Origin of the sequence: Saccharopolyspora sp. ID03-671 (assembly GCF_045278815.1) — a bacterium.
In the GTDB taxonomy this organism is placed as follows: domain Bacteria; phylum Actinomycetota; class Actinomycetes; order Mycobacteriales; family Pseudonocardiaceae; genus Saccharopolyspora; species Saccharopolyspora ipomoeae.
Window position 1 is genome coordinate 2576068 of sequence record NZ_CP134054.1, and the last position, 14010, is coordinate 2590077.

Below are 14010 nucleotides of genomic sequence, written 5' to 3' on the forward strand. Positions count from 1 at the left end.
GGCGCCTCCGTTCAGCCGCGGGTCAACTTGCGATGGGTAACCCGGTGCGGACGGGCGGCGTCGGCGCCCAGCCGCTCGATCTTGTTCTCCTCGTACCCCTCGAAGTTACCTTCGAACCAGAACCACTTGGCGGGGTTCTCCTCATCTCCCTCCCACGCGAGGATGTGCGTGGCGACGCGGTCCAGGAACCAGCGGTCGTGGGAGATGACCACGGCGCAGCCGGGGAACTGCTCCAGCGCGTTCTCCAGCGAGCCCAGGGTCTCGACGTCCAGGTCGTTCGTCGGCTCGTCCAGCAGGATCAGGTTGCCGCCGGCCTTGAGCGTCAGCGCCAGGTTCAGCCGGTTGCGCTCACCACCGGAGAGCACGCCCGCCGGCTTCTGCTGGTCCGGGCCCTTGAAGCCGAACGCGCTGACGTAGGCGCGGGACGGCATCTCGACCTGGCCGACCTGGATGTAGTCCAGACCGTCGGACACGACCTCCCACACGTTCTTGTCGGGGTCGATGTTCGCGCGGTTCTGGTCCACGTACGAGAGCTTGACGGTGTCGCCGACCTTGACCGTGCCGCTGTCCGGCTCCTCCAGCCCGACGATGGTCTTGAACAGCGTGGTCTTGCCGACGCCGTTCGGGCCGATGACGCCGACGATGCCGTTGCGCGGCAGGCTGAACGACAGGTCGTCGATCAGCAGCTCGTCGAAGCCCTTCTTGAGGTGCTCGACCTCGACCACCGTGTTGCCCAGGCGCGGGCCCGGCGGGATCTGGATCTCCTCGAAGTCGAGCTTGCGGGTCTTCTCCGCCTCGTTGGCCATCTCCTCGTAGCGGGCCAGGCGGGCCCGCGACTTGGTCTGCTTGGCCTTGGCGTTGGAGCGGACCCACTCCAGCTCGTCCTTGAGGCGCTTCTGCAGCTTGGCGTCCCGCTTGCCCTGGACCGCGAGGCGCTCCTGCTTCTTCTCCAGGTAGGTGGAGTAGTTGCCCTCGTAGGGGTAGGTGCGACCGCGGTCGAGCTCCAGGATCCAGCCGGCGACGTTGTCCAGGAAGTACCTGTCGTGCGTCACGGCGAGGACGGCGCCCTGGTAGTTGGCCAGGAACTGCTCCAGCCAGAGCACGGATTCGGCGTCGAGGTGGTTCGTGGGCTCGTCGAGCAGCAACAGGTCGGGCTTGCTCAGCAGCAGCTTGCAGAGCGCGACGCGGCGTCGCTCACCACCGGAGAGGTGCTTGACCTCGGCGTCCGGCGGCGGGCAGCGCAGGGCGTCCATCGCCTGCTCCAGCTGGGAGTCCAGTTCCCACGCGTCGGCGTGGTCCAGGTCCTCCTGGAGCTTGCCCATCTCCTCCATCAACTCGTCGGAGTAGTCGGTCGCGAGCTGTTCGGCGATCTCGTTGAAGCGGTTGAGCTTCACCTTGATCTCGCCGACGCCCTCCTCGACGTTGCCGAGGACCGTCTTCTCCTCGTTCAACGGGGGTTCCTGCTGCATGATGCCCACGGTGTAACCCGGCGACAGGAACGCTTCTCCGTTGTTCGGCTGGTCGAGTCCCGCCATGATGCGCAGCACGGTCGACTTGCCAGCCCCGTTCGGCCCGACGACGCCGATCTTGGCGCCCGGGTAGAACTGGATGGTCGCGTTGTCGAGGATGACCTTGTCACCATGCGTCTTGCGCACGTTTTTCATGGTGTAAATGAACTCGGCCATACCCCGAATCGTAGTGGCGTCCCACCCCGAGCCCCGCACGCGGGCCCCCGGGAGGACGAAGGGGTGTTCAGCTGCGCGGCGAGTCCTGATCGGCCAGGCGTTTGAGCATCTCGTTGTACGCGGTCAAGTCCGCGTCCCCGTCCTTGTCGGCCTTGCGGTCGAGACGACGGGCCTGCCGATCGTCCGCCCGGGACCACTGGATCAGCAGCGCCAGCATCACCACGACCAGCGGCACCTCACCGGAGGCCCAGGCGAGACCACCGCCGAGCTGCTGGTCGGCGAGCAGGTCGGTCATCCACGGCAGGTCGAGGCTGCGGTAGAAGTCGGCGCCGATGGGCTTGGCGGACATCATCAGGGCGATGCCGAAGAACGCGTGGAAGGGCATGGAGGCGAAGACCATGCCGACCTTGCCGATGGGCGGCAGCTGGCGCGGCGACGGGTCGATGCCGATGACGGGCCAGTAGAAGACGTAGCCGACCAGCAGGAAGTGCGCGTTCATCGCCAGGTGCGCCCAGTGCTGGCTCAGCGCCAGGTCGAACAGGCCGGTGAAGTACAGCGCGTAGAACGACCCGACGAACAGCACCAGCGCGACGACGGGGTGGGTGAGCGCGCGGGTCAGCGGCGAGTGCACGAACGCCGTCAGCCACTCGCGCGGACCGGGCGGCTGCCCCTTGCCCGCGGGCTTGAGCACCCGCAGCGCCAGCGACGTCGGCCCGCCCAGCACCAGGAACACCGGCGCCAGCATGGACAGCAGCATGTGCTGGCCCATGTGCACGCTGAACACGGCGGGCGCGTAGCGGCCGACGCCCGCGGAGGTGGCGACGAGGATCGTCAGGCAGCCGCACAGCCAGGCGATGGTGCGCCCGACGGGCCACTTGTCGCCGCGTGCGCGCAGCCGGTGCACGCCCCACAGGTAGAAGCCTGCCAGGACCAGGGCGGCCGTGCCGTAGACGAGGTCGAAGCGGAAGTCGAACAGCAGCCGCAGGGTGTCCGGCGGCGCGTCGAGGGTGTAGCCGATGATCAGCTCGGTGCGGCTGGGCACGGTGGTGTAGCCGCCGGGCGGCGGGGTGCGGCCGAGCGCGACGGCGACGCCGAGGGTGGCGAACATGATCAGCACTTCGACGGCGCCGAGCCGCAGCAGCCCGGACGACCCGGCCTCCAGCCGGGCGACGACCTTGCTGCGCTGCAGGTATCCGAACACGCCCAGCACCAGCAAGCCGATGATCTTCAGCAGCACCAGCAGCCCGTAGGTCGATCCGAACAGCTGCTCCGGCGAGACCCGCACCAGCGCGTTGATCACCCCGGACAGCGCCATCGCGACCCAGCTGACCAGGGCGATCACCGAGAACCGGCGCGCGACCAGCGGCAGGTGCGCCCCGCCGCGGGCGGCGTGGGCGATCAGCGCGATCAGCCCGCCGACCCACAGCACGGCTCCGACGAGGTGGAACAGCAGGCTGTTGGTGGCGATGTCGTGGGCACCGCCGCTGGCGGAGTGCCCGGTGGCGATGACCGGCAGCAGCCCGGCGAGGCCGAGCGCGAAGGTCACCACGGTCCAGCCCCAGGACAGCACGATCCGGCAGGCCAGGGCGACGACGAACGCGATGATCGCGGTCAGCGCCCAGGCCTTGGCCTCTTCGAGCGCGTCGAGGAGGCCGAGCATCACGTCGGCGCTGAGCACCTCGTTCACCGGGCGGCCGGTGGCGTCGGCGCAGATGAACGGCACCATCAGCGCGGCGCCGACGAACCAGACCGAGGCTCCCCAGCCCGCGGCGCGCACGGCGGCGTAGCCGTCGGCGAGCAGCGCTCCGGAGCGCTTCGCGGGGATGCCGAACGAGGCCAGCAGCAGGGAGCCGACGGCGACCACGGCTCCGGTCTCGGCGATCACCCGGACCACGGGCAGTCCGTACTGGGTGACGGGACCGGGGTCGGGCAGTCCGAGCAGGGCGTAGTTGGCCCCGGCGGACAGCGCGGTCAGGGCGGCGGCGATCAGCGCCGCGAGCACTCCTGCGGTGAAGACCAGCACGCCGACCGTGCCGGAGGCGCTGCGCCGTTGACCAGTGGGCCGCTGACCAGTGGGCCGTGGACCAGGGCTGGAACTCTGTGCGGCGGCGGACTCGGATGGCACGTACCGAGCGTAACCGTCGCTGTGCGCCGATCACCGGTCAGGATGGCGCACCTGGGCGTGGTCTCCCGCACTCACCGCCGCTACGGTTACCCCGTGCCGAAGTTCCGTGACCGCCTGCCACGTCTGCTCGTGCTGTGCGTGCTGATCGGCGGACCGGCGCTGACCGGGTGCGCGTCCGACGTCGCGGGCACGCCCATCCCGGCCGCGGGCTTCCACGACCAGCCCGAGGCGACGCAGACCCGCTCGGCGATCGCGACGCCGCCCAGCATCCCGGGCCCGCGCGGCGAGGTCGACCCGTGCACGTTGCTCGCCCCCGCCGACCTGGTCCCGGTCGGCGGCGCGGTGGGCCCGCCGCATCCCGGCAACCCGGTCCCGGGCGCGTGCGCGCACCTGCTGGGCGGCCACCCGGACAACACGGCCGCCGCCGGCTTCCACGAGCCGTACCCGGTCCTCGCCAAGCGGCAACCGAGGGGCGTCGAAGTGGACGTGCTCGGTTACTCCAGCTGGCTGTACTGCGAACCGGTCACGGGCTACCAGACGTGCACGGCGGCGACGGCGATCAGATCGGACAGATCGCTGCTGACGATGCTGTCCCTCAAGGACGCCTCGGCCGCCGACACCGCGGATCGCCTCTTCGGCCTCACCACTACCGCCCTGCGGAAACTGCCCCCGGCGTAACCCGCTTGCCGGTTGTCGAAAAGCTTGCCGTTGTGTACCGGCTCGGCAACGTTGCCGCGTCGTTCCCACACGCGATGCGGCCGACCGCTACCCTCCTTGCTGCACAACGTCGGGCATACCGCCCACCGAACGGCCCCCATAGCTCAGCCGGATAGAGCAAAGGACTTCTAATCCTTAGGTCGCAGGTTCGAGTCCTGCTGGGGGCGCCGAACCCCCTGGTAGCGCAAGTGGGGGGTTGATCTGGTACGAGATCAACCTCCGCTTCACCCCCCCGCACCCGCTCGTTCCGGATCTGTTCGGGGTCAGGCGCTGGGGACGAGTTCGGCGAGGAGTTCTCGGACTCGTCGGTCGATGTCGTCGCGGATCTCGCGGACGGCGTCGACGCCTCGTCCCGCGGGGTCGGTGAGTTCCCAGTCGAGGTAGCGCTTGCCGGGGAAGACGGGGCAGGCGTCGCCGCAGCCCATGGTGATGACCACGTCGGCGGCTTCGACGGCGTCGGTGGTGAGCTTCTTCGGGACTTCCCGCGACAGGTCCAGGTCGAGTTCGTTCATGACTTCGACCACGGCTGGGTTGATCGTGCCGGCTGGCGCGGAACCAGCGGAGCGGACGGCGACCGCGCCCTGCGCGCGGTGGTGCAGCAGGGCGGCGGCCATCTGGGATCGGCCGGCGTTGTGCACGCAGACGAACAGGACCTCGGGGGTGCTGGACACGATGGCTCCTCGGCTCTCAGCGATGTCGTGGTGATCAGGCGTCGGCTCGGACGTGGTGGGCTTCCGATGGCGTGGTGCCGCTGAACCAGCGCCGGGCGGCGAGTGAGACGTAGACGAGCGCGATCAGCACCGGGACCTCGATCAGCGGCCCCACGACACCGGCCAGGGCCTGGCCGCTGGTGACGCCGAAGGTAGCGATCGCGACGGCGATGGCCAGCTCGAAGTTGTTGCCCGCAGCGGTGAACGACAACGTCGCGGAGCGCTCGTAGTTCAGGCCGATGGCCTTGCCCAGCGCGAACGATCCGGCCCACATCACCGCGAAGTAGACCAGCAGCGGCAGCGCGATGCGCGCGACGTCCAGCGGGCTGGACGTGATCGCCTCCCCCTGCAGCGCGAAGAGGATCACGATGGTGAACAGCAGCCCGTAGAGCGCGACCGGGCCGATCTTGGGCAGGAACCGCGACTCGTACCACTCGCGGCCCTTCGCTCGCTCGCCGAACCGGCGGGTGAGGTATCCGGCCAGCAGCGGGATGCCGAGGAAGATCAGCACGTTCTTGGCGATCTCCCAGGCCGAGACCTCCAGCCCGGCGACCGGCAGGCCGAGCCAACCGGGCAGCGCGGAGAGGTAGAACCAGCCGAGTCCCGCGAAGGCGACGACCTGGAACACCGAGTTGAGCGCGACCAGCACGGCGGCGGCCTCGCGGTCCCCGCAGGCCAGGTCGTTCCAGATGATGACCATCGCGATGCAGCGCGCCAGGCCGACGATGATCAGCCCGGTCCGGTACTCCGGCAGGTCGGGCAGGAACATCCAGGCCAGCGCGAACATCAGCGCTGGGCCGAGCACCCAGTTGAGCGCGATCGAGGAGACCATCAGGCGCTTGTCGCCGGTGACGGTGTCGAGCCGGTCGTAGCGGACCTTGGCCAGCACCGGGTACATCATCACCAGCAGGCCCAGTGCGATGGGCAGCGAGACGCCGTCGAGCTGCACGGCGTCCAACGCGGAGCCCAGCCCGGGGATCCACCGGCCGGCCAGGAGCCCGACGAGCATCGCGGCTCCGATCCACACCGGCAACAACCGGTCCAAGGCGGACAGTTTCGCCACGACGGCGTTGTCCTGGAGCTGCGTCATGCCGACACCGCCACGTTCTGAGCGGGTGCCAGCGAGTCGGACAGCAGGCGCATCGTGTCCGGCCGGACGCGGTAGTAGATCCAGGTCCCGCGCCGCTCGCCCTCGATCACCCCGGCCTCGCGCAGCACCTTGAGGTGGTGCGAGATCGTCGGCCCCGACAGCTCGAACGCCCCGGTCAGGTCGCACACGCAGGCCTCGCCACCGGCGTGCGAGGCGATCAGGGACAGCAGCCGCAGCCGCACCGGCTCACCGATCGCCTTGAACACCCGCGCGAGCGTTGCCGCCTGCTCAGCATCGAGCGGTTCCCGCATCACCGGCGAGCAGCACAGCGCCTCGTCATCCACCGGCGACCCTTGTTTCGACATGCTTCTATCTTGACAGCCGTCGAATCCAGGGCGCAAGCTCCGAGTGTCCATCTGTTTCGATGAACATCGAAGTAAGGGGTTGAGATGTCTCGCATGCAACTGGCTCTGCGCGTGGGCGACCTGGACGGCTCGATCGCGTTCTACTCGAAGCTCTTCGGCACCGAACCCGCCAAGCTCCGCTCCGGCTACGCCAACTTCGCCATCGCCGAACCGCCGCTCAAGCTCGTGCTCGTCGAAGGCGAATCCGGGCAGGACACCGCCATCGACCACCTGGGCGTGGAGGTCGACGACACCGAGCAGGTCAGCGACGCCACCGACCGGCTCAAGGCACTCGGGTTGTTCACCGAAGTCGAGGAGGACACCACCTGCTGCTACGCCCGCCAGGACAAGGTCTGGGTCCGCGGCCCGGGCCGGGAACCCTGGGAGGTCTACGTCGTCAAGGCCGACTCCCAGACCTTCGGCGCCTCGACGACCGAGGAAGGCGCTGCACCCTGCTGCACCACCGACGAGACCGCCAGCGCATAACTCGCCGTCGATCGCGGCCCGGCACCGGTCGGCGGGCGCACCTCTCCGGCCGACCCTGGCGAAGCGTCGTGTCGCATTGCACGGTGAACCGGCCGCGCCGCCGTGTTGCAATGAGCCGTCCGCGTTCGGAGCCGGTTCAGGAGGGGTCATGACCAGCGCAGCGCTGTGGGGGTTCACCGTCGTGGCGGTGCTGGCCGTGCTCACGCCCGGCCTGGACACGATGCTCGCCCTGCGCCACGCGCTGCTCGGAGGCCGCCGCGCGGGGTTCACCGCGGTCCTCGGGATCACGACGGGCTGCCTGATCTGGGGCACGGCGAGCATCGTCGGCCTGACGGCGCTGCTCACGGCCTCGGACATCGCCTACAACGTCGTCCGCGTCCTCGGCGCCGCCTACCTGATCTGGCTCGGCGCGTCGGCGCTGTGGAAGACGTTGCCCCGCAACAGGAAAGCGGAGCCGGAAGACGTCCAGATCCCGGCCGGGCGTTCCGCCTTCCGCGCGGGCCTGATGACCAACCTGCTCAACCCCAAGGTCGGCGTCTTCTACATGAGCCTGCTGCCCCAGTTCCTCCCCACCGGACCGACGGCTTCGGCCTGGGGAGCCCTGCTGGTGGCCATCCACCTCACCGTCGGCCTGCTCTGGCTGCCGAGCCTGGTCTGGATGGCCGGACGAGCCCGGGCCTTCCTGCAGAAGGCCCGGGTCCGCCGCTGGATGGACCGCATCACGGCAACGGTGCTGCTCGGCCTCGGCGTGAAGCTCGCCGCCGAGGTCTGATCACCTTCCGCGACGAACGCTGCGGATCGCGTCCCGTCCCAGCGGGCATCGTGCCGGTCCCCCGTGCTCGCCGTTCACGGTGGTCATCGGAAATCACGGTCGCGGCCGGGCTCTCCACTACAGGTTCGGGAAGGCCGTGTTCTTCCCCATCGAGGTCACTCCGAAGGTTTTGTCGTTCATCGCAATCCGCTTCTGCAGGTCCTCGGGGTTCATGCCGTGCAGGTTCACACCGCCTCGGAAGTTCGAGTTGGACGCGCCGATGTAGGAGAGGACTTGATCCTGCGACCAGTGCCTCGGGAACATGGTGCTCGTCTTGGTCTCGCTCGAGACGAGCTTGTCCCCGTTCTTCCCGCCCAGGTCCTCTCGCCTGTACTCGATCTCGTGGACGCCGTCGACGCGCCCCTTCGTGACCCGCACGTCCTTGATGTTGTCCGGCAATTTCCCATCGGTGTAAGCGTGCAGACCGGAAGGGTTCTTGCCATCTTCCTTGCGGTGGCCCTTGAAGATGTGGTCGACCAGGTTCTTCTTCCTGTCGTCCTTCTCGAACGCGTTGTACTTGTCCCCCTTCTGCGGGCCGAAGTTGTCGCGGACGTGCTTGGCGAGGTCTTTCCTGGCCTGCCGAGCCCGATCCTTCTTCGACTGGTGATCGGCCCTGTTCCGACGTCGCTCCTCGAATTCGTCGAGGGTGCTGGGGCTCTTCGAGCCGTACTTGTCGGTCTGGCACGGGGTCAAGCCCAGCGGGTCCGACCACGTGTTCGGGTTCGACACGTATGCGTAGTTGTTGGGCCCGGCGTCGAGACCGACCGGATCCGGACTCAGGTACCGCGCTGTCACCGGGTCGTAGTACCGGTGGAAGTTGTAGTGCAAGCCGGTTTCAGGATCGAAGTACTGGCCGGGGAACCGCAGCGGCGTCCCGCTCTCCTGCACAGCGCTGCCCCACAACGACGTTCGCGGGATCCAAGCGATCTCCCCCTGATCGTCGATCAGCTCCGTTGGCGTGCCGAGCAGATCGGTCACGATCAAGTGGAAGCGCTCATCGATCCATTCCCGTTGTCCAGGCGCTACCCGATCACGCTGGCTCAACGGCCTGAAACCGTCCGGCTCGTAGTCCCATGCCGTTACCCGACCGCCGCTCGCGTCGAACCGGGCCTGCTCGACGAGCACCGAGCCGTCCCAGGCGAACTCGACTCGTTCCACGACCGCCGAACCGTCGAGTCGTTCCTTGGCAACCCGCCGTCCGAGCGCGTCGTACCGGTAGCGCCACTGCGCCCCGGCCGGGTCGGTGACGCTGACCAAGCGGTCTTCGGAGTCCCAGGAGTAGTGCCACGTGCCCGATGGATGGTGGCGTTGAGTGAGTCTTCCGCGCGAATCGTGGACGTATCGAACCTGCCCAGCGCTCTGCACCGCGGTCCCGCGGTACGAGCGAGCTCCCACTCCGTCCTGGTCGCCGCGCGTCGGCCAGAACGCCTCGGTCACATTTCCGGCCTGGTCGTAGGCGTAGTTCTCAGTCCATCCCGACGCGCGCACCGAGGTGACGCGTCCGGAGCGATCCATCACGTAGGTGCGAGGGCCGGTGATCTCGTCCTTCACGCGGGTGATCTCTCCGTCCGCCCGGTAGGCGTAGGAGCGCTGTTGCACCGGTTTCCCATCGACGGCCGTGATCTGCTGGGATTCCAGCTGGTCTCCGGCCGTCCAGGTCTGTTCCACGGAAGCTCCCGAGCCCAGGCTCAACCGAACGTTCCTACCGAGCTGGTCGCGTTCGATCCTGATGGTCCGGCCGGCGGTGCGCAGCACGACCGGCTGATCGTTGGAGTCGTACTCCCACGCGCTTTCCGCGCCCGACGGAGTCCGCCTACGAATCAGCCTGCCCAACTGGTCATATCCGGAGGTGACGGTGCGTCCGTCCACCGACTCCGCGACCACCCGGCCAACCGCGTCGTATTGGAACGAAACCGCGCTCGTGCCGTCAGCGACGTGGAGCAGGCGTCCTACCGCGTCGTAGGTGAAGTTCCGGGTGACTTGACCGGTGCTGCGCTCCACCAGGTTCCCGGCCAGGTCGTAGCGAAGGCGAGTGCTGTCTCCCGCCGCGTCGACCCGCTCGACCACGCGCCCAGCGAGGTCCCGCCGATAAGTGACCGCCCGACCGTCGAAGTCCTTTTCCCGCACCAGGTTCCCGGCCGGGTCGTACTCGTAGCTCCAGACCTGCCCCAGTTCGTTGGTGACGCCGGTCAACCGCATCTCGCTGTCGTAGGCGAACTCAAGGCGAGTTCCGTCGGGGCGGACCTCGGCCGTCAGGAGGTCGAAGTGCCCCACCTCGTACCGGGTGACCCCGCCCAACTCGTCGAGGGCCTCCCGCAAGTTGCCCTCCCCGTCGTACGAGTAGCGCTCGATGACGCCGTCCGACCGCTGCTTCCAGGCGAGCTTCCCGCTCACCGTCCACCCCCGCCGCTCCACGGCACCGAGCGGGTCCGCCAAGGCGGTGATCCGGCCGAAACGATCCCGTTCGTACCTCGTGGTCGCCCCGGTCGGTTCGATGATGGCGGTGACCAGGCCGGCCGAGTTCAGCTCAAAACGCGACGTCTTGCCCAGCGGGTCGGTGACGGCAACGAGGTTGCCGCGCTCGTCGTGCGTGAATCGGGTGGTCGCCCCTGCCGGATCGGTGACCGCGGCAAGACGACCGTTCTCGTCGTACTCCCGTCGGGTCACAGCTCCATCCGGTTCGATGAGCGCGACCGGCCGACCGAGCTCGTCGTATTCGAAGCGCCGCTGGCTCCCATCCGGGTTGACAGTCGCGATCAGCAGACCTGCTTCGTCGTAATCGTTCCGAAGCACGCGCCCCAGCTCGTCAACGCGCTGGAGCAGCCGGTCGTCGGCGTCCCACTCCGTGGTGACCGCGGCGCCCAGCGGATCAACTTCCTTGATCACCTGACCGGCCTCGTTGAGGTGGAACTCGGTCCGGTGCCCCAAGGAGTCGGTGTAATAGGTGACCCGGTTCTCGACGTCGTACTCCAGAGCGCCCGCGAGGAATCCGCCGGAACCATCCGTGCGGATGCAGCGTCCTGCGTGGTCGTAGACGTAGCGGTACCACTCGCCGTTGCGGTCGGTCCAGCCGATGATCCGCCCGTCCGCGTCGTAGTCGAAGCGCACAGGACGTCCGGACTCGTTGATCACCTCCACCAACCTGCGCCCGTCGTAGCGGTAGCGCATCAGCGGAACTTCGTCGCCCTCGGCGCCGGTCGAGTGCAGCGCTGTGACGAGTCCGCCTTCGGTTTCGACCCGAATCCGGTAGCCGCCGCTGTGCCGGACCTCCAGCGGCGTGCCGTTCTCGTCGTAGATGAACTCGATCCGACTCTTGAGCCCGTCGGTGATCGATTCGATGGCCAGCCACGGCGTGAAGACCAACCACCCGCGGTCCGGGTCGACGATGACCCAGCCGCCGTCCTCCACGCGCAGCAAGCGACGATTCGGACCTCGGTCGCTGATGGCCCATTCACCGGGCATCGGCATCGGGAAGTGCTGAATCGTGCCGTCTGCGGCGGCGAAGCTCACGCCCTTCTCGTTGACCTCAAGCCGTTCATCCAATGTGGACATCCAGCTGGGCCCGAACCAACGGCCGTTCTGGTACGAGGAGAAGTGGGTGCGCTCGAAGACGAGGGGCGGCTCGCCCAAGAACTCCGCATCGGTTTCCGCCATGACCATCTGACCGGTAGCGACGTCGATCGGGTCACCGCAGGTGTTCAGCTTGTCGGGCGCCTTGGGGTTCGGCTGCTGCCCTCCCAGCGACCTGCTCGCCCCAGCGGCGTTCGTGCCCGCCGGGCCGTTCGCCCCCGAATTCCCGCCGCCGCCCGAGCCGGAGTCACCGTTGTCCGGCGACCGGTCGGTCGACTGCTGGTTCGTGTTGTTCGCGCCACCGTCGGGCTTGTTGTCCGCACTCGCCGACTTCGTCGTGGCAGGCCCGTCGGACTTGCCGTCGTCCTTCTTGATCTTGTCCAGTTGTTTCTTGGCGTCTCCGAAGCCGTCGCCGAGCTTCTTCAGCAGCGGCGACAGGGCCTTCATCGCCTTGACGAGCTTCGTCGTGATGTCGGCGATCCTGGCGGCGACCTTGGCGACCTCCGCGACGACCTGCGGGACCACCCACGCCATCGCGATGCCCAGCGTGCAGACCACCTGCAGCGCCCAGCTGATCAGGTGGCCGACCAGCTCGGCGATGATGTCGCGCACCAGCGTCCGCACCGCGCCGACAACCTCACCGGCCGTGCCGATCCCGTCCGCGGCGCCCTCGGCGGCCTTCTTCGCCGCATCGATCAGGTTCGCGGTGTCCTCGCTGCGCTTGCGGTAGGCATCACCGGCATCGCCCATCCAGTTGGCGGTGTCGGCCTTGACCAGGTCCTTCATCTCGGTGTTGATCGCGTCGAGCTCCGACGCGACGTTCTTCCACGTCTCCGAGTGGGCCTTGATCTCGTCCGGATCACCGGTCAGCGAGTCCAGCGCATCCGAGACGGGGCCGACGTGCTCGATCAGCCAGCCGACGCCGGCCGAGAAGATCGCGCCGAACGGATCCAGCGCCATCCCCAACGCGTCCAGGCCCGTCCCCACGGCACCCATGACGCCCGAGGCCCAGTCCCCCGACTCGATCGCCTTCTGCGTATCGGCAACCGACTCCGCGATCGGAACGCCGCTGTACGCCTTCGTCGAATCCTCACGCTCGGCAATCAACGGATTCGCCACGAAAACCCCCAGAATCAGCCAACAAGGTCAAGAGCAGAAGCAGATCAGTCGCGCAGCGGGTCGAAGTCCGGGCCGAACTCGTCGTCGTCCTCGTCCTCGAAGCGCGGCTTCTTCGGCTGCGCGGGAGGGATCGACGCCGAGGGCGTGGCGGGTGGAGTCGGTTGAGCCGTCGGTGCCGGAGCCTCCTCCTCGTCGGCAGGGGCATCCCACTTCGAGGACGTTTCCTCCTCGACCTCGTCCTCGGGCTGCTCCGGGAACCGCTCGCGCAGGTTGTCCAGCATCATCGAGCGGGTCTGCTGGTCCTCGTCGCCGAGCGTCTCCTGCATCGTCTCGCCGACCTTGGTGGCGATGTCGGCCTGCGCCCGGTGCATCGTCGACAGGATCTGCGCGGCGAGCTCGTTCGGCGCCATCGAGCGGATCTTGTCGGTGAACTCCAGGTTCGTGACGCTGCCGTCGGCGCGCACGGTCACCTTGATACGACCGTCAGGGCTGCTGGCCGACAACCTCAGCTGCTCGGTCTGCGCCTGAACTTCCCGGTAGCGCTGGGCTTTGTCGGCGAAGCCCTGCGCCCACTGCTGAATCCGGCGCTCCGCCTCGTCCGGGTCGGCTCCGGCGACCGCGAACCCTCCCGTGCCCTGGCCCGTCATCGCACAACCTCCATCGAAATCTCACAAGTCCCTGCTGCTCAACGCGATCCGCGCAGCTGCGCCGACGTGCCGGTCTCAGGCCTGCAGATCGCCCCGCATCGTCGGTGTCGCGCCCTGGTGCTGCGGGGAGAACGCCTGCTTCTGCGGCTCCGTCATCGGAGTCCCCTGCTCGGCCGGACGCGTCCCCTGATGCTGCGGCTCCGCCGCCGGAGTCCCCTGCTCCGCCGCGTGCCGCGACTCCATCACCGGAATGCCTTCGTGCTGCGCTCCGCCGTCGGCGACCGCGGGGACGCCGCGCAGCGCCACCGCGGACTTGTTCACCTTGACCGCGTCGTCGAGCTTCTTCAGCTCGTCGGAGTTGGCGTCGTCGGTTTCCTGGTACTCCTTGGCCGTCGAGCGCACGTTCTCGGCCGTGCTGCTGACGCCCTCCTTGGCCGCCTTCAGCGCGTTGATCCCTTCCTCCTCCACCGGATTGACGATGGGCGGCAGGAAGGAGCACAGCAGGCCGTAGGCCTCGTCGGACATGCTCACGCTCTCGGCGGCCGCGATCGCCGTGTCGAAGCGGTCGGTGAGCCCGTCCAGGTGGCTGGCGTGCGCGGTCAGGTCCTCGGCCTGGACCTTGAACGACGTCATGGCTTCCTCCTCG

At 68.2% G+C, this 14010-nt stretch carries 11 protein-coding genes and 1 tRNA gene; 4 read left to right on the forward strand and 8 right to left on the reverse strand.

The features are described from left to right. Nucleotides 1-11: 11 nt before the first annotated feature. Both ettA and REH65_RS11530 read right to left on the reverse strand, forming a co-directional pair. On the reverse strand, nt 12-1685 hold the full coding sequence (gene ettA / locus REH65_RS11525; protein ID WP_281457164.1) for an energy-dependent translational throttle protein EttA: 1674 nt from the start codon (nt 1683-1685) through the stop codon (nt 12-14). Between the two features lie 67 nt (nt 1686-1752). Beyond that, nucleotides 1753-3708, reverse strand: coding sequence for a cytochrome c oxidase assembly protein (locus tag REH65_RS11530; RefSeq protein WP_406692411.1), 1956 nt, complete (start codon nt 3706-3708; stop codon nt 1753-1755). Nucleotides 3709-3903: 195 nt separating this feature from the next. Here REH65_RS11530 and REH65_RS11535 point away from each other — a divergent pair, with 195 nt between their 5' ends. Both REH65_RS11535 and REH65_RS11540 read left to right on the forward strand, forming a co-directional pair. Then, entirely contained in the window at nt 3904-4488 is a 585-nt protein-coding gene (locus REH65_RS11535; RefSeq protein ID WP_406692412.1) for a DUF3558 domain-containing protein, read from the forward strand. A 132-nt stretch (nt 4489-4620) separates the two neighbouring features. After that, nucleotides 4621-4694 (forward strand) — tRNA-Arg (locus REH65_RS11540). 96 nt (nt 4695-4790) lie between these two features. Here the strand turns inward: REH65_RS11540 and REH65_RS11545 are convergent. From REH65_RS11545 to REH65_RS11555, 3 genes are read right to left on the reverse strand one after another with little or no spacing between them, the layout of a single operon-like run. Next, the gene (locus tag REH65_RS11545; protein ID WP_406692413.1) at nt 4791-5198 is read right to left on the reverse strand and encodes an arsenate reductase ArsC; all 408 of its coding nucleotides are present in this window, start codon (nt 5196-5198) and stop codon (nt 4791-4793) included. A gap of 34 nt (nt 5199-5232) precedes the next feature. Further along, complete coding sequence (gene arsB / locus REH65_RS11550) at nt 5233-6327, reverse strand: ACR3 family arsenite efflux transporter (protein ID WP_406692414.1); 1095 nt, start codon at nt 6325-6327, stop codon at nt 5233-5235. Beyond that, nucleotides 6324-6692, reverse strand: a complete 369-nt coding sequence (locus REH65_RS11555) for an ArsR/SmtB family transcription factor (RefSeq protein ID WP_406692415.1) — start codon at nt 6690-6692, stop codon at nt 6324-6326. Before REH65_RS11555 ends, arsB begins: the two co-directional genes overlap by 4 nt. A gap of 84 nt (nt 6693-6776) precedes the next feature. Between REH65_RS11555 and REH65_RS11560 the strand changes: the two genes are divergently transcribed. Both REH65_RS11560 and REH65_RS11565 read left to right on the forward strand, forming a co-directional pair. Next, on the forward strand, nt 6777-7217 hold the full coding sequence (locus REH65_RS11560) for an ArsI/CadI family heavy metal resistance metalloenzyme (protein WP_406692416.1): 441 nt from the start codon (nt 6777-6779) through the stop codon (nt 7215-7217). A 148-nt stretch (nt 7218-7365) separates the two neighbouring features. Further along, a complete protein-coding gene (locus REH65_RS11565) occupies nt 7366-7989 on the forward strand; it encodes a LysE family translocator (protein WP_406692417.1) in 624 nt (207 codons plus the stop codon). A gap of 117 nt (nt 7990-8106) precedes the next feature. Here REH65_RS11565 and REH65_RS11570 read toward each other — a convergent pair whose 3' ends face one another. The 3 genes from REH65_RS11570 to REH65_RS11580 form a co-directional block, all read right to left on the reverse strand. Further along, complete coding sequence (locus tag REH65_RS11570; protein WP_406692418.1) at nt 8107-12717, reverse strand: RHS repeat-associated core domain-containing protein; 4611 nt, start codon at nt 12715-12717, stop codon at nt 8107-8109. 44 nt (nt 12718-12761) lie between these two features. Next, nucleotides 12762-13364 carry a YbaB/EbfC family nucleoid-associated protein gene (locus REH65_RS11575; protein WP_406692419.1) on the reverse strand — a complete coding sequence of 201 codons (603 nt, stop codon included), beginning with the start codon at nt 13362-13364 and terminating at the stop codon, nt 12762-12764. Between the two features lie 75 nt (nt 13365-13439). Then, the gene (locus tag REH65_RS11580) at nt 13440-13997 is read right to left on the reverse strand and encodes a type VII secretion target (protein ID WP_406692420.1); all 558 of its coding nucleotides are present in this window, start codon (nt 13995-13997) and stop codon (nt 13440-13442) included. Nucleotides 13998-14010 lie beyond the last annotated feature (13 nt).

What these genes read in the sequence shown, in the direction of transcription:
- REH65_RS11555 (WP_406692415.1), bottom strand. Translation starts at nt 6,692, where the DNA reads ATGTCGAAACAAGGGTCGCCGGTGGATGACGAGGCGCTGTGCTGCTCG.
- arsB (WP_406692414.1), bottom strand. Translation starts at nt 6,327, where the DNA reads ATGACGCAGCTCCAGGACAACGCCGTCGTGGCGAAACTGTCCGCCTTG.
- REH65_RS11580 (WP_406692420.1), bottom strand. Translation starts at nt 13,997, where the DNA reads ATGACGTCGTTCAAGGTCCAGGCCGAGGACCTGACCGCGCACGCCAGC.
- REH65_RS11565 (WP_406692417.1), top strand. Translation starts at nt 7,366, where the DNA reads ATGACCAGCGCAGCGCTGTGGGGGTTCACCGTCGTGGCGGTGCTGGCC.
- REH65_RS11560 (WP_406692416.1), top strand. Translation starts at nt 6,777, where the DNA reads ATGTCTCGCATGCAACTGGCTCTGCGCGTGGGCGACCTGGACGGCTCG.
- REH65_RS11575 (WP_406692419.1), bottom strand. Translation starts at nt 13,364, where the DNA reads ATGACGGGCCAGGGCACGGGAGGGTTCGCGGTCGCCGGAGCCGACCCG.
- ettA (WP_281457164.1), bottom strand. Translation starts at nt 1,685, where the DNA reads ATGGCCGAGTTCATTTACACCATGAAAAACGTGCGCAAGACGCATGGT.